Annotated in this window: 20 protein-coding genes; all 20 read left to right on the top strand. The window is 54.8% G+C overall.

The window, feature by feature from the left end; all coding sequences use genetic code 11:
- The 20 genes from FHN83_RS02045 (at position 1) to FHN83_RS01945 (ending at position 18,880) form a co-directional block, all read left to right on the top strand.
- On the top strand, positions 1-1,932 hold the full coding sequence (locus FHN83_RS02045) for a ClpP-like prohead protease/major capsid protein fusion protein (RefSeq protein WP_419146427.1): 1,932 nt from the start codon (positions 1-3) through the stop codon (positions 1,930-1,932).
- A gap of 80 nt (positions 1,933-2,012) precedes the next feature.
- Positions 2,013-2,336, top strand: coding sequence for a DUF2190 family protein (locus FHN83_RS02040; protein ID WP_139563104.1), 324 nt, complete (start codon positions 2,013-2,015; stop codon positions 2,334-2,336).
- Positions 2,329-2,604, top strand: coding sequence for an ATP-binding protein (locus FHN83_RS02035; protein ID WP_139563103.1), 276 nt, complete (start codon positions 2,329-2,331; stop codon positions 2,602-2,604). The genes FHN83_RS02040 and FHN83_RS02035 overlap by 8 nt, the downstream gene beginning before the upstream one ends.
- Positions 2,605-2,614: 10 nt before the next feature.
- On the top strand, positions 2,615-3,169 hold the full coding sequence (locus FHN83_RS02030) for a phage tail protein (RefSeq protein WP_139563102.1): 555 nt from the start codon (positions 2,615-2,617) through the stop codon (positions 3,167-3,169).
- Positions 3,166-3,564: a phage tail terminator protein gene (gene gpU / locus FHN83_RS02025; protein WP_139563101.1), complete on the top strand. Its 399-nt coding sequence runs from the start codon at positions 3,166-3,168 to the stop codon at positions 3,562-3,564. The genes FHN83_RS02030 and gpU overlap by 4 nt, the downstream gene beginning before the upstream one ends.
- A 7-nt stretch (positions 3,565-3,571) precedes the next feature.
- The gene (locus FHN83_RS02020; protein WP_139563100.1) at positions 3,572-4,309 is read left to right on the top strand and encodes a phage tail protein; all 738 of its coding nucleotides are present in this window, start codon (positions 3,572-3,574) and stop codon (positions 4,307-4,309) included.
- A 41-nt stretch (positions 4,310-4,350) separates the two neighbouring features.
- On the top strand, positions 4,351-4,761 hold the full coding sequence (gene gpG / locus FHN83_RS02015; RefSeq protein WP_139563099.1) for a phage tail assembly chaperone G: 411 nt from the start codon (positions 4,351-4,353) through the stop codon (positions 4,759-4,761).
- Positions 4,762-4,781: 20 nt separating this feature from the next.
- Complete coding sequence (locus FHN83_RS02010; protein ID WP_139563098.1) at positions 4,782-5,090, top strand: phage tail assembly protein T; 309 nt, start codon at positions 4,782-4,784, stop codon at positions 5,088-5,090.
- On the top strand, positions 5,071-7,575 hold the full coding sequence (locus tag FHN83_RS02005) for a phage tail tape measure protein (RefSeq protein WP_139563097.1): 2,505 nt from the start codon (positions 5,071-5,073) through the stop codon (positions 7,573-7,575). The genes FHN83_RS02010 and FHN83_RS02005 overlap by 20 nt, the downstream gene beginning before the upstream one ends.
- A complete protein-coding gene (locus FHN83_RS02000) occupies positions 7,575-7,922 on the top strand; it encodes a phage tail protein (RefSeq protein WP_139563096.1) in 348 nt (115 codons plus the stop codon). Before FHN83_RS02005 ends, FHN83_RS02000 begins: the two co-directional genes overlap by 1 nt.
- Complete coding sequence (locus tag FHN83_RS01995) at positions 7,919-8,674, top strand: phage minor tail protein L (RefSeq protein WP_139563095.1); 756 nt, start codon at positions 7,919-7,921, stop codon at positions 8,672-8,674. The genes FHN83_RS02000 and FHN83_RS01995 overlap by 4 nt, the downstream gene beginning before the upstream one ends.
- A 1-nt stretch (position 8,675) precedes the next feature.
- Positions 8,676-9,386, top strand: coding sequence for a C40 family peptidase (locus tag FHN83_RS01990; RefSeq protein ID WP_139563094.1), 711 nt, complete (start codon positions 8,676-8,678; stop codon positions 9,384-9,386).
- A 29-nt stretch (positions 9,387-9,415) separates the two neighbouring features.
- Positions 9,416-9,748: a hypothetical protein gene (locus FHN83_RS01985; protein WP_255296492.1), complete on the top strand. Its 333-nt coding sequence runs from the start codon at positions 9,416-9,418 to the stop codon at positions 9,746-9,748.
- A 495-nt stretch (positions 9,749-10,243) separates the two neighbouring features.
- Positions 10,244-11,017 carry a reverse transcriptase domain-containing protein gene (locus FHN83_RS28805; protein ID WP_419146403.1) on the top strand — a complete coding sequence of 258 codons (774 nt, stop codon included), beginning with the start codon at positions 10,244-10,246 and terminating at the stop codon, positions 11,015-11,017.
- Positions 10,906-11,535 (top strand): group II intron maturase-specific domain-containing protein, encoded by a 630-nt coding sequence (locus FHN83_RS28480; RefSeq protein WP_419146402.1) that lies wholly within the window; start codon positions 10,906-10,908, stop codon positions 11,533-11,535. The genes FHN83_RS28805 and FHN83_RS28480 overlap by 112 nt, the downstream gene beginning before the upstream one ends.
- 99 nt (positions 11,536-11,634) lie before the next feature.
- Positions 11,635-12,234: a tail assembly protein gene (locus FHN83_RS01970; protein ID WP_139563092.1), complete on the top strand. Its 600-nt coding sequence runs from the start codon at positions 11,635-11,637 to the stop codon at positions 12,232-12,234.
- A gap of 52 nt (positions 12,235-12,286) precedes the next feature.
- On the top strand, positions 12,287-15,670 hold the full coding sequence (locus tag FHN83_RS01965; RefSeq protein ID WP_139563091.1) for a host specificity protein J: 3,384 nt from the start codon (positions 12,287-12,289) through the stop codon (positions 15,668-15,670).
- A gap of 301 nt (positions 15,671-15,971) precedes the next feature.
- Positions 15,972-16,634 (top strand): hypothetical protein, encoded by a 663-nt coding sequence (locus FHN83_RS01955; RefSeq protein ID WP_255296490.1) that lies wholly within the window; start codon positions 15,972-15,974, stop codon positions 16,632-16,634.
- Between the two features lie 78 nt (positions 16,635-16,712).
- Positions 16,713-18,578: a phage head spike fiber domain-containing protein gene (locus FHN83_RS01950; protein WP_139563088.1), complete on the top strand. Its 1,866-nt coding sequence runs from the start codon at positions 16,713-16,715 to the stop codon at positions 18,576-18,578.
- On the top strand, positions 18,578-18,880 hold the full coding sequence (locus FHN83_RS01945; protein ID WP_139563087.1) for a hypothetical protein: 303 nt from the start codon (positions 18,578-18,580) through the stop codon (positions 18,878-18,880). The genes FHN83_RS01950 and FHN83_RS01945 overlap by 1 nt, the downstream gene beginning before the upstream one ends.

Below are 18,880 nucleotides of genomic sequence, written 5' to 3'. Positions count from 1 at the left end.
ATGCAGGCCAGTTCCGAAAACGAAGCTGAGATCTATATCTACGACGAGATCGGCTACTGGGGAGTAACGGCGAAGCAGTTCGTCGCAAACCTTAAGGCGCTGGGCGACGTCACCCATATCAAACTGCATATCAACTCCCCTGGTGGCGATGTCTTTGACGGTATCGCCATTTTTAATGCCCTGAAATTCCACGGCGCGGCGATCACCGTTTATATCGACGGTCTGGCTGCCTCAATGGCATCAGTAATCGCCATGGTAGGAAACCCGGTGATCATGCCGGAAAACACCATGATGATGATCCACAAACCCTGGGGTTTTGCTGGCGGTGACGCTGATGACATGCGCGACTATGCCGACCTGCTCGACAAAGTGGAGTCGGTGCTGATCCCGGCCTACGCGCAAAAGACTGGCAAAAGCCCTGAAGAAATTGCGGCAATGCTGGAGGATGAAACCTGGATGAACGGCAACGAGTGTGTCGAGCTGGGTTTTGCTGACCAGGTGACACCTTCACTGCAGGCAATGGCCTGTATCCATTCGAAACGTATTGAGGAATTTGAAAAGATGCCAAACAGCATTCGTAACATGATCACCCCGCCGCGCAACTCCGCCCAGCGCGAACCAGTTAACCAACAGCCGCCAGCTGCTCCTGCAATTAATGAGAGCGAAATTCGCGCTCAGGTTCTGGCAGAGCAAAAAGCCCGTGTGAATGGCATCAGTGATCTCTTTGCCATGTTCGGCAACAAGCACATGGAACTGCAAAACAAGTGCGTTGCTGATCCAGATTGTTCGGTAGAACAGGCAAAAGACCTGCTGCTGGCTGAGCTGGGTAAAACCGCCACGCCTTCCAACAAAACCAACCAGCCACATGTTCACGCCGGGAACGGTAACTTTGTCGGCGACGGGATCCGCCAGGCGCTGATGGCGCGTGCCGGCTATGAAAATGTTGAGCGTGACAACGTCTATAACGGTATGACGCTGCGCGAATACGCCCGCATGTCCCTGACTGAGCGCGGCATCGGGGTTTCCAGTTACAACCCGATGCAGATGGTCGGTTTTGCGCTGACGCACAGCACCTCTGATTTCGGCAATATCCTGCTCGATGTCGCCAACAAGGCACTGCTGCAGGGCTGGGAAGAAGCGGCTGAGACCTTCGAGCTCTGGACCAAAAAAGGCCAGCTGTCCGACTTTAAAACGGCGCATCGCGTCGGCATGGGTGGCTTCCCGTCCCTGCGTCAGGTGCGTGAGGGGGCTGAATATAAGTACATCACCACGCAGGATAAGGGTGAAACCATCGCGCTGGCCACTTACGGCGAGATTTTCTCCGTTACCCGTCAGGCCATCATCAACGATGACCTGAACCAGCTGACTGACGTTCCGATGAAGATGGGGCGCGCTGCAAAAGCCACAATTGGTGACCTGGTCTATGCGGTGCTGACCGGTAACGGGAAACTGTCAGATGGTAAAACGCTCTTCCATGCTGACCATGGCAACCTTTCATCTGGCGCCATCAGCGTAGACAGCCTTGATAAAGCCCGCCAGAACATGCGCAAGCAGAAAGAGGGTGAACGCGCCCTGAACATTCGCCCGGCCTACATGCTGGTTCCGGTGGGTCTGGAAACATTAGCCAGCCAGACCATTAAGTCAGCAAGCGTGAAAGGGGCTGATATCAATGCCGGCGTTGTGAACCCGCTGCAGAACTTTGCCGAAGTGATCGCAGAAGCGCGTCTCGATGATGCCGACCCGGCGGCCTGGTATCTGGCGGCCGCACAGGGCACCGATACCATCGAAGTGGCGTACCTCAATGGCATTGATGCCCCGTACATCGACCAGCAGGAAGGTTTCACCACTGACGGTGTTGCGACGAAAGTCCGCATCGATGCTGGTGTGGCGCCGCTGGATTATCGCGGTCTGGCGAAATCATCCGGTAAGTAATCACCCCGACATTGAACCGGCCCGTAAGGGCTTTTTTTATATCTGCAACATGGCCCTGGCAGGGGCCATATGGAGAGCTCATGAAGAATTACGTACAGGATGGTCACACCATTGATTTGACCAACTCAGGTTCGGCGGTGATCGCCAGCGGCACGCCAGTTGCCGTGGGTGATGTGCTGGCGATCGCTATCGCTGATATTGCCGTCGGCGAAACCGGTACAGGCCTCACCAGTGGCGTCGTCCAGTTGCCGAAACTGGCGGCTGATGATATCGCCCAGGGAAAAGCCGTTTACTTCAAAAGCGGGAAAGTACAGCTGGATTCTACCGGGGCGACGGCGGCCGGGAAAGCCTGGCAGGCCGCAGGGGCTAACGCTACTTCCGTACTGGTCAGGCTGAATGGCTAACCCCTTCGACACAATGGTGGCCCGTATGGACGCGGCCACCGTCAACCTGATGGCGGATAAGGTCACGATCAACGGTGTCAGTTTTGATGCGGTTGAGAGCCAGTTTGTCGCTGAGATGGGGGCGGTGGTAGGGGATGGCCTGTCACTGGTGGTGTTCTCCCTGGCAGTGTCCCCGCGCAAAGGCGATGCCATCCACTGGAAGGGACGGGATTACATCGTTACCCGCAAACAGCTGTTCAACGGTAAGCCACAGATCTGGATTGAGTAACGGAGGTTCTATGTCCATTAAAGGGCTCGAACAGGCGATCGCTAACCTGGAAAGCATCAGCAAAACTGCCGTGCCGCGGGCATCCTCTCAGGCGGTGAACCGTGTGGCCACACGGGCCATCTCCCGCAGCACCCGCCAGGTTGCGAAGGACACCCGGGTGCAGCGGAAACTCGTCAATCAGCGTGCACGCCTGAAGAAGGCTACTGTTCGTAAGCCGCAGGCGACTATCCGGGTGAACCGCGGCAACCTGCCAGCGATAAAACTGGGTGTGGCGAGCGTGCGGCTTTCCAGGCGTAAGCGTGATACGGCTGGCGTCCGAAGTGTTCTTGTCATCGGACGGTTTCGCTTCCCGGGCGGATTCATCCAGCAACTTAAAAACGGGCGCTGGCACGTGTTGCGGCGGACCACCAAAAGCCGCTACCCGCTCGAGGTGGTGAGCATTCCTCTGGCGGCCCCGCTTACTGAGGCATTCAAGCAGGAAAGTACCCGCCTGACGACAACGGATCTCCCGAAAGAGCTTTCGGCAGCTTTACGCAACCAACTGAGGATAATTCTGACTAAATGAAACATCCCCTGATCCGCCGGGCGGTGCTGGATGCCCTGAAAGCGGGCATTACTGACCCTATAACGTGGTCTGATGGCCGCCCTGCTGTACTCGAGGCCGAAGATCTCCCGGCTATCGCCGTCTATATCACCGATGCTCAGTCCACAGAGGAATCCATAGACGAAGATATCTGGCGCGCCACGCTTCATATTGAAGTGTTCCTGAAAGCGAGCGAAACGGATACTGCGCTCGATACCTGGATGGAAAGCAAAATCTACCCCCGGCTCAACGCACTCCCCGGCCTTACCCCCTTAATCGAAACCATGTCTGCCCAGGGCTATGACTATCAGCGCGATGACGAAATGGCGACGTGGGGATCAGCCGACCTTAAATACACAATTTCATACGTAATGTGAGGTAATCATGCCAACACCAAGCCCGCTTGAACCCGTAAAAGGGGCAGGCACAACGTTCTGGCTCTACACAGGTACAGGCGATCCCTATGCCAATCCGGCCAGTGACACTGACTGGACCCGCACGGCCAAAATCAAAGACCTGACACCAGGTGAACTGACCGCAGAGTCCTATGACGACACCTACCTTGACGATCCGAATGCAGACTGGGCGAATACAGCACAGGGCGAGAAGTCAGCCGGTGAAGCCAGTTTCACCCTGGCGTGGAAGCCTGGTGAATCCGGGCAGCAGTCGCTGGTGGACTGGTTCTACAGCGGCGATGTGCGCGCCTACAAAATTAAATACCCGAACGGGACGATCGACGTCTTTAAGGGCTGGGTCAGCAGCCTCGGTAAAACTATCCCGGCGAAGGAGGTTATCACCCGCAGCGTGAAGATCAGCAATAACGGCAAGCCATCGCTGGCAGAAGAAAGCCGTACCCCGGCCGTGGCCGTCACCGGTGTAACGCTCGACAAGTCTACCCTTGCGGTTGCTGTCGGTGCCAAAAACACAATCAATGTTACGGTCACGCCTTCCGGTGCTACTGATAAAACCTTCCGTGTAGCCTCCTCTGATCCGGCTAAAGCGACTGTAACCGCCAGCGGCAACGTACTGACCGTGACGGGTGTTGCTGCAGGCACATCTCAGATTATCGTGATGATGAACGATGGTCTGAAAGTCGCGATCTGTACTGTCACCGTTTCCTGACCGGCGGGGCGCTGGCCCCGTCATTTTTATTGGAGTCTTCCATGAATTTTCTGAAATCAGAGCCGTTTATCTTCAATGGCAACACTATTGAGTTGTTTGAGCTGTCCGCGCTGCAACGTATCGAGCATTTGCAGTACCTGGCGCTGGACGAGAAATCCCTGCCAAAAGATGAAGAAGATGAGGGTTATCTTCCATTACGGGTTGCCAGCAATATCCGGCGCGGTGCCCGTCTGATCGCAATGTCACTGTGGCAGGGAGATACCTCAAAGCATGTTGATGCTCTGCAGGATGAGGTTTTATCCGGCTGGTCGCCAGCGATGATTGGTGCCGGGGAACAGTTTGTTAAAAAGCTCTCTGACATGCTCCCGCTTCAGGATCCCGGGCAGGCCAGCGGCGAGGAAAATACAGGCCACGCTGTCGGGGAAGAGGAGGTGAGCGCGGAAAAGCGTTAGCCGGTGAGCTGAGTTTTGTAATGAAACTGGCGCGGGAGTTCCGGCGCCCGGACTGGCGCGCGATGCTTGCCGGCATGTCTTCGACTGAGCTGGCTGAGTGGGGGCGATATTATCAGCAGCAGTATTTTGAAAACGATTTGCTGGATGCTCACTTCTCCCGGCTCAGTCATCTGGTGGTTTCTGTGATGTGGCCGGAGACTGAACAAACCCCGCTTAATTTCAGCCTTCTGAACCCGCCTGAGCCGGAAAACTTACCGATGGATGACGATGTGATGATGTCTGTGGCGGAAAGCCTGGGAGGAGTGCGCTATGGCACAGTCAGTGGGTGATCTGGTCGTTAACCTTGACGTTAATTCGGCCAAATTTACCGAACAGGTTACTTACGTAAATAAGCAACTGAAAGGAACGGGTAAAGCGGCCAATGATGCTGCCCTTCAGGTTCAGCAGGCATTTTCGAAGCAGGAACTGGCCGCAAAGCGAGCCGGAATTTCTGTAGGCCAATACAGTGCCGCGATGCGGACCTTGCCAGCGCAGTTTACTGACATCGCGACACAGCTGGCCGGTGGGCAAAGCCCCTGGCTGATCATGCTCCAGCAGGGCGGACAAATTAAAGACCAGTTTGGTGGTCTCCGGCCTATGTTCAGTGCTTTGCTGGGAACGATATCACCTACAATGCTCGGAGTCGGGGCGCTCGCCGCGGGTACCGCAGCACTGATGTATTCGTATTATCAGGGATCGAGCACGCTCTCTGAATTTAATAAAACGCTGACCCTGACCGGTAATACTGCAGGTCTCACAGCTGTTCGCATGCAGACCATTGCAGCTGCCGGCGAGAAAGCGGGGCTTACATTTAACCAGACCAGTCAGGCGCTGACCGCGCTTGTTATTGCAGGCGTTCGCGCGGGTGCTAACTTCGAAGAGCTTGCGATCTCGGTTGCGAAATTCACGGATGCATCCGGTCTGCCGGTCGATAAGGTGGCTGAAGCATTTGGGCGCATGGCCAATGATCCGGCGTCAGGGCTGCTGGCGATGGCGCAGCAGTTTCACAATGTCACGGCTGAGCAGGTTGAATATGTTACTGCTCTGCAGCGCGCAGGAAATGAAGCAGGAGCCCTGCAGGCGGCCAACGAAGCAGCAACCGCCGGGTTCGACAAACAGACTGCCAGTATTCGTGACAACATGGGTACGATCGAATCCGCCGCAGATTCCCTTAAAAAAGCGTTCAAATCCATGTGGGATGCGGCACTGGATATCGGCAGGCCGGACACCTCTCAGGAAATGCTGAGCAAGGCAGAGGCGGCCTTTAAGCGGGCGGATGAAATCTGGAATTTGCGTAAGGGTGATCGTTATGTCAACGATGACGCGCGCGCCCGCTTCTGGAATGACCGTGAGACTGCCCGCCAGGCGCTGGACATGGCTCAGCAGCAGGCCCGCAACTCACAACTCGCCCAGGAAAACGCAACCCGTGAGGCAGGACTCGAAGCCGATCGCCTCAAGTACGCACAACAGGCCCAGGCGAATTACAGTAAAACGCAGACAGCCCTGGAGAAGTACACCGCTCGCCAGAGCGAGCTGAACAAAGCGCTGAAAGAGGGGCGGATCCTCCAGGCTGATTACAACATCAACCTGGCCGCGGCGAAAAAGGAATACGACGACTCGCTGAAGAAGCCGACGAAAATCAGGACGCCGGGCGGAACGAAACTTACCGACAATACCAGCGCTCAGACCCTCGAGTTGCAAACCCAGCTGGAGGTATTACGCCAGCACTCTGGAATTAACGACCAGATCAGCCAGCAGCGCCAGCAGTTATGGAAAGAGCAGGCCAAATTCACTGTACTTGAGCAGGCTGCGAAAACGCGTACGCTGACTGATGATGAAAAATCTGTACTCGCCACTAAAGATAAGGTTCTCGCTCAAGCAGAAATAAATGCAGCCCTTGGTGATCAGATCGTCACCCAGGAGCGCCTGAATCGCCTGCAGGATACCTCGCAAAAATATGTTACCCAGATGGGTGAGAAAACGCAGGCACTGGCGGATAGTGCCGGTATGAGCAGCCGTCAGACCCAACGTCGCCTTGAGGAAGCACAGCTGCTACAGGGCTGGAAAAATGCCGGGGGTAATGAGGGCGATCAGCAGTACCAGAACGAGCTGGACGCGCTCAGGAATTATTATGGTGAACAGGACGCCCTCCGCCAGAACTGGCAGGCTGGTGCCAAAACGGCCTGGGCTGACTATGTTGACTCTGCTGACGATGCTTACGGGCAGGTGAAATCGCTGGCCGCTGCCACGTTTGACGGAATCGGACAGAGTATGGCCGACATGCTTACGACCGGGAAAGGCAAATGGTCTGATTTCACAAAATCCATTCTGTCGATGATGACGCAGATCCTCGTTAAGCAAGCCATGGTCGGGGTGGTTGACTCAGCCACAACAGCGCTGGGTTTTGCTGCTGGCGGATTTACGGGTTATGGCGGCAAAAATGACCCGGCTGGTGTTGTCCACCGGGGGGAGTTTGTCTTCACCAAAGAAGCTACCAGCCGGATCGGCGTAGGAAACCTGTACAGCCTGATGCGGGGATATGCCAGCGGTGGCCTTGTGGGAGGTGGTAAGGGCATTGCCACGCCTCTGGGGGTGAGTGTTTATGCTCCCGTCACGGTTACCCCTTCTCAACAGAGTTCGTCATCAAGTCAGGCGAGTAGTGACGCAGCCGGCAGGGCCTACCAGCAGGTGGTTGACCGATCCATCCGGGAGGGGATCGCCCGGGAAAGCGAACCTGGCGGAATCATCTGGAATCTGAACAACGGGAGGCGCTAATGGCTATCGAGAAATTCCCCTGGCCCATTCAGTCGGCCAGTCAGCCAACCACGAAAAGCAAAGACACCATCCGGAAAGCCCAGTTTGGAGACGGGTACACGCAGGTCAGCGGATCGGGAATCAATGACGAGACGTTAACCTATGAATACTCCTTTACCGGCAGACCGGATAAAGGGCTGCAGATTTACGCTTTCCTCAGGCGTCACAAGACGAAGGCCTTTTCCTTTCAGCCCCCGTTCGGTGAGCTGGCGCTGTGGGGCGTTGAAGCTGACAGCCTGCAAAAAGTAGTGAAGGGCAAAACCATAATGTACATCTCTGCCACTTTTGAACAGGCCTTTGCACCATGAGTCTTAATAACGATTATCAGAAGCTGGAACCCGGTAATGAAGTCCGTCTTTTTGAAGTCGACGGTACCGGGTTTGGCGTCTCAGATGTTATGCGTTTTCACGCTCACAATATCGCCCACACGCCAGGGGAGATCGAGGCAGCAGGCGGAGATGAAGCGAAACTGCCCGCCAAATCCATCTGGTGGCAGGGCAAGGAATATAAAGCGTGGCCCTGCCAGATCTCCGGTATTGAAGCATCCACAAGTGGTGGCAACGCTAAGCCAAAGCTGTCGGTCGCTAATCTGGACAGCTCTATTACGGCTCTGTGCCTGGCATATGACGATATGCTCCAGGCAAAAGTGACGATCCATGACACTCTGGCGCACTATCTGGATGCGAAAAACTTCACTGGCGGCAATGTCACGGCCGATCCGACACAGGAAAAGCTGAAGGTTTTCTATATCGATGCAAAGAGCAGTGAAACCAGCGAGGTGGTTGAGTTCACGCTTTCCAGTCCGATGGATCTGCAGGGGCTGATGATACCGACGCGCCAGCTTCATTCCCTGTGTACGTGGTGCATTCGTAACAAATACCGCACCGGTGATGGCTGCGATTACGCCGGCACGCGCTATTTCGACAAAAACAACAATCCGGTCAGCGATCCTTCTCTGGACGAATGCAACGGCACTCTGTCTGCCTGCAAACTTCGGTTCGGTGAAAATAACGAACTCTCATTCGGCGGTTTCCCGGGTACCTCATTGATCAGGAGTTAACATGCGTAAAAAGACTGTCACGGCCATCATGGCACACGCTGCGCAGGAGTATCCGCGCGAGTGCTGCGGCGTGGTAGCGCAGAAGAGCCGGGTAGAGCGATATTTTCCCTGCCGTAATCTGGCCACGACTCCAGAGGACAATTTTGTCCTTTGCCCGGAAGACTACGCCACCGCCGAAGAATGGGGACCGGTGACCGCCATCGTTCACAGCCACCCCGATGCAACCACCCAGCCGAGCGAAACGGATAAGGCCCAGTGTGACATCAACGGGCTACCCTGGCACATCGTCAGCTGGCCGGAAGGTGACTTACGGACCATCATGCCCCGGGGAGAGATCCCCCTCATCGAGCGGCCTTTCGTCCTGGGCGTGTACGATTGCTGGGGGCTGGTGATGAGCTATTTCCGGCAGACGCACGGCATCGAGCTGCATGACTACAGGGTGAATTATCCCTGGTGGGAGGACGAGTACCCGGATAATTTCTACCAGGAATGCTGGTACGAATGCGGGTTCCGGGAATTCGACGGCGCGCCGCAGCCTGGCGATATGGTGATCATGCAGGTACAGTCGAATAAGTGGAATCACGCGGGGATTCTGCTGGAAGGTAATATGCTATTGCACCATTTGTATGGACACCTGAGCCAGCGAGTACCGTATGGTGGATACTGGCAGGAAAGGACGATGAAGGTTCTACGGTACAAGTCTCTATGCTAACCTCTGATAAATTTCAAAGGAGCATGAAAATGAAAAAGTTATTCCTGATGCTTGTTATGGGGTTAGCAGGCTGCTCTGTGAATTCGCTTGAATCTCAAAAGCCTATTTTTTCTGAGCATACTTCGAAGAGCGCCGATCAGGTTAACAGATGCCTGGCTCCGAAGTGGGTGGAGCTTCGTTCATCAAGTTCCAGCATTCCAACTGAGTTAGGTTACAAAATAACAGCCTCAGACGATATTTTTGGGGCACTTTCGGTGGTCAATATTGATAAATCAGAATCTGGCGGGAGCGATGTTAAGGTATATGCCGTCGCAAAAGGATGGAACGATCACTGGGCCACTGCTGCCAGATCATGTCTTTAATAAAATGAAAATAAGTTAAGCCACCTTCGGGTGGCTTTTTTTATGTGCGCCCAGCATGGGCGCAATCTTGTGGGTGAAAGTCCCGCCGTAAGCTGACCACAGCGAACGAAGTGAAGCGCAACTGCATGAGGGCGACCGAGTGTGGGGAGGAAGCGTGAATCGAAACCGCGAGCCGATGTACAAGAACCGGATACAAGGCGAAGCCGACCAGGGCGAGCGGGCATAAAACCGCGAAGCTCTTGTGGTCAAGGGTCAGGCAGCGTAAATCCGGCGGTTGTGCGGTGAAGGATTGCGTTCTTACCTGGGGAGATCTCGCCTTGTGCCTGAAAGGGCGACGGCGCGAGTCGGAGCGAGAAGTCAGCAGAGGCCGTAGTAGTCTTTTTTTTTGACGAAGGGCCGAACGAGAGAAAGCGTCATAGGCCATGTTGATGCGAAAGACCGGAAGTCAGATGCCTGCCAAACGCGGGGCGGACGGAGATAACGAGCGGTGAAACCGTGAGAAATCCTGTCAGCGACGAGGTCAATCGCCCGCAAAATGAACCCGATAACGCAGGACAAGGGCTGCTGGAACGGGCCTTTGCGAGAGAAAACCTGAAACGGGCGTGGAAACGGGTCAAGGCCAACAAAGGTGCAGCGGGAGTCGACGGTCTGGATATTGATCAGACGGCCGAGTACCTGCTGACCCAATGGGCGGGGATTCGTGAACAGCTTCTTTCAGGAGTCTACCGGCCCAGTCCGGTACGGCGTGTGGTCATTCCCAAACCTGACGGCGGTCAACGCGAGTTGGGTATCCCAACGGTCACCGACCGTTTGATCCAACAAGCGTTGCTGCAAGCCTTGCAGCCATTACTCGATCCGACCTTCAGTGAACACAGCTACGGCTTCCGTCCGGGACGCTGTGCGCAGGACGCCGTTTTAGCGGCTCAGCGCTATGCCTCTTCAGGACGTAAAGTGGTGGTGGATGTTGATCTGGAGAAGTTCTTCGACCGGGTCGATCACGACATCTTGATGGATCGTTTGCGCAAACGGATTACGGATCAGGCGGTTATCCGGCTGATTCGCGCCTATCTGGATGCGGGAACGCTGATCAATGGCGTGGTCGAGAAAAGCCGCTGCGGGCGCCGCAAGGCGGCCCACTGTCGCCGTTGTTGGCGAACGTGCTGCTGGACGAAGTGGATCGGGAGCTTGAACGCCGAGGCCATTGTTTCGTGCGCTATGCCGACGATGCGAACGTGTATGTGCGCAGTCAGAAGGCGGGGCAGCGGGTAATGGCCCTGCTGAGGCGGCTGTACGAAAAGCTGCACTTGAGCGTCAACGAGAGCAAGAGTGCAGTGACGAGCGCGTTTGGTCGCAAGTTTCTGGGCTATGAGTTGTGGTCAGCCCGAAGTGAAGTCAAGCGCGCGGTCTCTTATAAGGCGCAGAAACAGTTCAAGCAGCGTATCCGCTGGCTTACCCGGCGCTCCTGCGGGCGTAGCTTGCAACAGGTCGCAGATAATCTTCGGCCTTATCTTTTGGGCTGGAAAGCCTACTTCACGTTGTCGCAAACACCGGCAGTCTGGCGCAAGCTGGACGAATGGATACGACATCGACTGAGAGCGATCCAGCTCAGGCAGTGGAAGCGTGGCCCTACGATCTATCGAGAGCTGCGGACACTGGGGGCGAGCCAGCAGGTGGCGCAGAGGGTGGCCAGTAACTCTCATCGCTGGTGGCGTAATAGCCGTTTTGAGTTGAATCGTGTGCTGAATATTGCGTGGTTCGACAGGCTGGGATTGGCGCGCCTCTCATAACCTCAATCTCTCGAACCGCCCGGTGCGGACCCGCATGCCGGGTGGTGTGGCAGGGGAGCGGCCTATGAAGGCCGTCCCCTATGCCGATGGAGAAAGAAGATGTCTGAGGTGATGACTAGAATTGAACTCGGCGGAATATTGGGAAAAACATATGGGAAGGTTCACCATCGCTTAATACGTACAACAGCAGAGGCAATAAATTCTCTTACCAAAACAATTGAGGGGATCGAAAAGTTTTTAATTACCAGTAAAGCTCGGGGTCTTACGTACGCGGTTTTTAAAGATAAGAAAAATATCGGACAAGACGACTTTGGCTTCCCGGTGACCGGCGAGGTTATTCGAATTGTGCCTGTAATCATCGGCAGCAAAAAAGCTGGTGTACTCCAAACTATCCTCGGCGCAGTGCTCGTAGTTGTTGGCGTAGCGGTTGGTTATCTTTCCGGCGGAACGCTCTCAGCAGTGGGCTACGGTGCCGCAAAATTAGGTGCAGCCATGATGCTCGGTGGAGTAGTCCAGATGCTTTCCCCTCAACCAACTGGCCTTGCCAGCAAACAAGATGCCGATAACCGCGCCTCTTATGCGTTCGGCGGGGTAACGAACACCGCAGCACAGGGTTATCCGGTTCCCCTGCTTTACGGACGTCGGCGCATCGGCGGCGCGATCATCTCCGCAGGCATTTACGTCGAAGATCAGCAGTAAAAATAACCCTTTCATTCAGGTCACCTCAGGGTGGTTTTTTTATGGGCGCAATATGGTAAACGCAACCGCTATCAGGGGCCGCAAAGGCGGTGGCTCTAAATCACGCACACCCACCGAACAACCCGATGATCTCCAGTCTGTAGCGAAGGCCAAAATTCTGATAGCGCTGGGAGAGGGGGAGTTTTCCGGCCAGCTCACCGGCAAAAATATTTATCTCGATGGCACGGCGCTTGAGAACGCAGACGGCTCGCAAAACTTCAGCGGCGTGACGTGGGAGTTTCGTCCCGGTACCCAGGCGCAAAAATACATTCAGGGCATACCCGGTACTGAAAATGAAATCAGCGTGGGCACCGAAGTTTCCAGCACCACCGCCTGGACGCGCACCTTTACCAATACCCAGCTTTCAGCCGTTCGCCTTCGCCTGAAGTGGCCCTCGCTGTTCAAACAGGAGAACGACGGCGATCTGGTCGGGAACTCGGTTAACTACGCGATTGACCTGCAGACCGACGGCGGTACCTGGCAGACGGTGCTGAATACCAGCGTAACCGGTAAAACCACATCCGGCTATGAGCGCAGCCACCGTATCGATCTCCCGCAGTCGGGCAAAACCTGGACCATTCGCCTGCGCAAGCTTACCGCTGATGCAAACAGCGCGAAGATCGGCGACACGATGACGCTGCAGAGCTTCACCGAGGTGATAGATGCCAAACTGCGCTACCCGAACACCGCGCTGCTGTATATCGAATTCGACTCAAGCCAGTTCAACGGCTCTATCCCGCAGATCTCCTGCGAGCCGCGCGGGCGTGTGATACGTGTACCTGACACCTACAACCCGGAAACCCGTACCTACACCGGAACATGGACCGGGGCGTTTAAGTGGGCGTGGACCGATAACCCGGCGTGGATTTTTTACGACCTGGTGGTTTCCGACCGGTTCGGCCTGGGTCACCGGCTCACCGCGGCGAATATCGACAAATGGACGCTGTACCAGGTGGCCCAGTATTGCGATCAGCCGGTACCGGACGGGAAGGGCGGCAGCGGTACCGAGCCGCGGTACATCTGCAACGTGTACATTCAGGACCGGAACGACGCCTATACCGTTCTCCGTGACTTTGCGGCCATATTCCGGGGTATGACTTACTGGGGAGGCGATCAGATTGTTGCCCTGGCGGATATGCCCCGGGATGTGGATTACAGCTATACCCGCGCCAACGTCATTGATGGCCGCTTTACCTACGCCAGCAGTACCACGAAAACGCGTTATACCACGGCGCTGGTGTCCTGGTCCGATCCCGCTAACGCCTACGCTGACGCGATGGAACCGGTATTCGAGCAGGCGCTGGTGGCGCGCTATGGGTTTAACCAGCTGGAAATGACGGCCATCGGCTGCACCCGGCAGTCAGAGGCGAACCGCAAAGGCCGCTGGGGCATTCTCACCAACAACAAGGATCGCGTCGTTTCGTTTGATGTCGGTCTGGATGGCAACATTCCTCAACCCGGTTACATCATCGCCGTGGCCGATGAAATGCTGTCCGGTAAGGTCACCGGAGGGCGCATCAGTTCAGTGAATGGACGTGTGATCACCCTGGACCGCGCGCCGGATGCAAAGGCAGGTCACCGCCTCATTCTCAACCTCCCGTCAGGTGCATCGCAGGCCCGTACAATCCAGGCAGTGAACGGGAAAGCAGTAACGGTCAGCACCGCCTACAGCGAGACGCCGCAGGCAGAGAGCGTCTGGGTGGCGGAATCCGACGAACTATACGCCCAGCAGTACCGGGTGATCAGCATCAGCGACAATAACGACGGAACGTTTACTGTTACCGGCGCGGCTCACGATCCGGATAAGTATGCCCGCATCGATACGGGAGCCATTATCGACCAGCGGCCGGTGAGTGTCATACCACCGGGGAACCAGTCGCCGCCAGCTAACATCGTGATCAGCTCTTTCTCGGTGGTTCAGCAGAATATCAGTGTCGAAACCATGCGCGTGAGCTGGGACCAGGCGCAGAACGCTATCGCCTATGAAGCCCAGTGGCGACGCAACGACGGAAACTGGGTCAACGTGCCGCGCAGCTCCACCACGTCTTTCGACGTGCCGGGGATTTATTCCGGACGCTACCTGGTGCGCGTGCGCGCCATCAACGCCGCCGAAATTTCCTCCGGATGGGGTTATTCAGAAGAGAAAACGCTGACGGGGAAAGTGGGCAATCCGCCAAAGCCGGTAGGGTTTACAGCATCAGACAATGTTCTTTTCGGGATTGAGCTGAACTGGGGATTCCCGGCCAATACGGACGATACGCTGAAAACTGAAATCCAGTACAGCCCGACCGGGAGCGATGAGAATGCCATGTTGCTGGCTGATGTGCCTTACCCGCAGCGCAAATACCAGCAGATGGGCCTTAAGGCAGGACAGATATTCTGGTACCGCGCGCAGCTGGTTGATCGGACGGGTAATGAATCTGGGTACACCGACTGGGTGCGTGGAATGTCGAGCGATCAGGCCAGCGATTACCTGGACGCCATTAAAGACGAAGTGCTGTCGGCGGAGGATGGCAAAGCATTAACGGAGCAAATCGACTTCAACATCGCAGGTGTCCTGCAGAACACCCTGTACGGCATTCAGGGGGCAAAAATTACCTTCCAGCAGTTCGGCGCGGCGTATGCGGAAATCTCAAATGCGCAGATCCTGATTGCCGATGCTAATCAGGCATTTGCGCAGTTCCGGGAGCTTGTTGCTGTTCAGTTTGCCGATAATGCCGCAGAAATTGATGAAGTTAAAACGGCGCAGGCGACGGCTGATCAAGCTTTTGCTGAATATAAGCTCACTGTGGCGGCAGACTTCAAGGGCGTTAACAGCAGCATCACCACAATTCAGCAGGCTCAGGCCAGCGCGGACCAGGCATTTGCACAATACCAGCAGCAGGTAACGGCTAAGTTTTCTGATCAGCAGTCAGCCATTAACGAGAAGATGACGGCGTACGCAGATGCGGGAAGTGCCAATGCAATTTATACCCTGAAGGCTGGGGTGAAATATAACGGCAATTACTATGACGCCGGGATAAGTGTTGCAGTCCTTGCGAGTGGAAGTGCCATTACTACCCGTGTAGCGATTAATGCCAACGAGTTCGTGATGCTGTCCGGCAACGGAACCGCAAATATGTACTCGCCGTTCGCTATCGTCGGGGGCCAGGTCTTCCTGAACAGCGCATTCATCCAGGAAGGAACGATCACCAGCGCCATGATTGCAGGCTATATCCAGTCGAATAACTACGTCGCCGGCTCGGTTGGCTGGCGACTGGATAAGGGGGGCAGTTTTGAAAACAACGGTTCGGTGGCGGGACAAGGATCGATGCGGCAGACAAACCAGAAAATTTCGGTGAAGGACGCTAACGGCGTTTTGCGGGTCCAGATCGGTTATCTCGACGGGGTATTCTGATGGCTTTTGGTGTTCAGACATGGGACGCCGCAGGGCGTCCAAACAACTACGGGATCAAGCCTGTTTCAGTGCTTGGAGTCATCCCTCTGGCTTCCGGGCAAACTTCCGGTAGCTGGCCCTATACGGTGCCAGCGGGGATGAAAGTTGGCTTTGCAATATCGCTTGATGCTGGCGGTACGACTGTTGGCCGTCATATTGAGGTATCCGGGAACACCATCACCGTATCGCCAGCGTCAGGAATAGGGATCGGTAACTATGCCGCGTCCCAGTGTGAGCTTATTGTGTTCATGGAGAGGGCATAATGGCTTACGGTGCAATGATCTCCCTGGAAAATGGAAACCCCTTTGTAACCCCGCAATCAACGCCGTTTTGTCTTTACCAGCGCGTTGCGGTTGGCTCTTCGGCTTCCGGCAGTGCTCAGGTTGCCAACGTTGACATACCGATTGACCCGAGCTATCCGGCGATAGTGTTCTGCAAGACATCTAACTACGCCACCGTTTCCGCGACTCGCGTCGGCGGGGTTATCCGGGCCGGGTCCGGGAGTCCGAACGGATACGCGCACACGCTGACCGTTTACGTGTTTGCCATCTTCCCGCAAACAAAGCCCACCTGGGGCATGGCTGTGTGGGATGCTCAAGGAAAGCTGGTGCTGACGAATGAAAGCCGGGTACTTAGCGATCTTGTGACCATCGGGACGGTCGGCGCTGGCGGGGGCATTAACATCGATCAGACGCTGAATGGTTCTTATGCCGTCGCCCCTACGATCCTTGGCTCTGCCTTATATCAAGTTACCGTTCAGGGCCAGCCTGTCATTATCAGCGTTACGGGTTACACCGGTGCAATGTTCAACGGCAGCACGACGAGAATTAACGCACAGGCGAACGAGATCGGCCAGGGTAGTGGTGCAGGTGGCACCAATACGGGCAGGACAATCACCGCCATTAATACCGCAGCATACGATTAAGCCAGAACAGTACTCTTTTCCTCAATTTTATTCGACTTACAGAACCCAGCTCAGGCTGGGTTTTTTTATGGAGCAAATATGTCCGCAGGCACAATCAAGCTTACTAACGGCTCTACTGCAGTAGTCGGTACCGGCACAGCCTTCACCTCAGATTTGAAAACCGGTGATGTTATTACCGCAACAGTAGGGGGTGTATTCTTCACGCTGTTTGTTAACGCCGTGGCGAGTAACACAGCTCTAACACTGACCGATCCATTCACCGGGCCGACCACGTCAGGGCTGGCCTGGGTTGCAGTGCCGCAGCTGACGCTCAACCGCATTACCGCCGCACTGGCCGCTCAAACTGCCGAGTCAGTGCGCCGGGTGCTGCAGGAGAACGCGAACTGGCAGGCTTTCTACACTGGCACTGGTGATATCACTGTTACGCTCCCTGATGGATCACCCGCGGGCCGCCCAATAGCTGGACCCTCATGGAAAAAAATAACTGATCTCATTAACGCTTCCGATTTGAGTGCGATTCAGTTGCTGGCGAGTGCTACTCAGGCCAACGCAACCCAGGCTGCTGCCGACGCGCTCAGTGCGAGTGCATCAAAGAGCGCCGCGAAAACCTCTGAGACGAATGCCAAAACGTCGGAGACCAACGCCGCCGCTAGCGCCAGCAGTGCCGCAGCATCACTGGCCGCCGCGCAGTTGCTGACGTCTGTGCCCTATGAGGCCGCGCCGTACCCGGATGTGTGGGTGCCATTCAACGATAGTTTGAAAATGGAAGGTATCGCACCTTACGATACTTTGACTATTTCCGGAAAGATGGTGGAAATATCATCGAAGTCTGCAACATTCACCCGGTCAACTGTCGCAACTTATATCGATAAATCCGGAATAATGCGAAACGCGGATATTAATGAACCTCGTTTCGAGAAAGAGGGGCTTTTAATTGAGCCTCAAATTACGAACCTTTATTCCTATTCTGAGCAGTGGGGGGCGGGTTCAAGAGTTACCACGACGAACAATAGTGCTAATTCACCACGTGGTGATAAAACGATGGCGCTAGTGATTGAGGATTCTGCTGGAGCGGAGCACTACACACAGGATCGCAATATTGTTTTAACGGCAGGAACAACTTATTGCTTTTCCGTTTTTGTTAAAGCCCATACAAGCCCACGAAATTTATATTTGCGCGTAGCATCTGGAAGCACGTCTCAATCCTTCTTTAACCCGGCAACAGGAGCATGGTCTGGTAATGCTGGCGGGGCTGATTATGTTGATCGCGGATTCGAGGATATTGGTAATGGTGTCTATCGTGTCTGGATGGCGTTTACCGCCGCTGCAAGCCAGAGCACAGTTATTCGTCTTCAATTGGCCAATGGAGTAACAGCAAGCTACACCGGTGATGGGAATTCAGGCTTATATGTATGGGGCGCGCAATTAGAGGATAGCTCCTTTCCAACATCCTATATCCCAACAGCAGAGTCTACAGTTACAAGAGGGGTTGATTTATGGCAAATACCAAAAGAAAACTGCGGATATCCGTCTCTCGCAAGTTTATTTAATAGAACTTTAGCGTTTGAGTTTTCCCCTAAATATTTGCAAAGCGCTGCGGGTTATGTCGAGGTTGTAAAAGTTCAGGGTCCAAGTAATGACATTATTTGTAGGTGGGTCAATGACAATACTATCAAGTCATACCGTGATGGCGGAGGTATAAGTGTACCTTGCCCTCAGGGTGGAAACGGCGTATTTGTCCATACGACGGAAGGAAATAAGATATCCAGTTATTACAGCGGAGCAACTAACTCAAAAACCAGCCCTCCAAACGGTACTACTCAGGGCGTTTCTTACATAGGAAATATAAACCAATCGCTATCTGTGAGATTTGTTTATCACATTCGCAATTTCCGTATATGGCATCGACTGTTAACTCCTAACCAAATTAATGGACTCCGCTAATGAAAGACTTATATCTCCGTTTTAACGACGCTGCTGAAATGCGCATCCAATTAATCGCTGCGGGGTTTGTGGATGATGAAGAGCAGGGTGTTTTGTATCACCCTGATATCAGTCTGGATGTCGTTGGCGTTATTACAGTACCCAGCGAAATTACAAATCCGGGACAGGAAAACGAAGTTATCAAATACGTCAGCCTGCCCGGATATCACGCTAATTTGCGCGTGACAGACGATTCGCTGGAACTGGCATCGTTTGATGCCTTTGGGGTTTTCCCTGACAGCCCGTACCGGATATGGGCATAA

The organism is Leclercia adecarboxylata, from assembly GCF_006171285.1.
Lineage (GTDB): Bacteria > Pseudomonadota > Gammaproteobacteria > Enterobacterales > Enterobacteriaceae > Enterobacter > Enterobacter barmai.
This window is presented reverse-complemented; position numbering and strand designations above follow the sequence as displayed.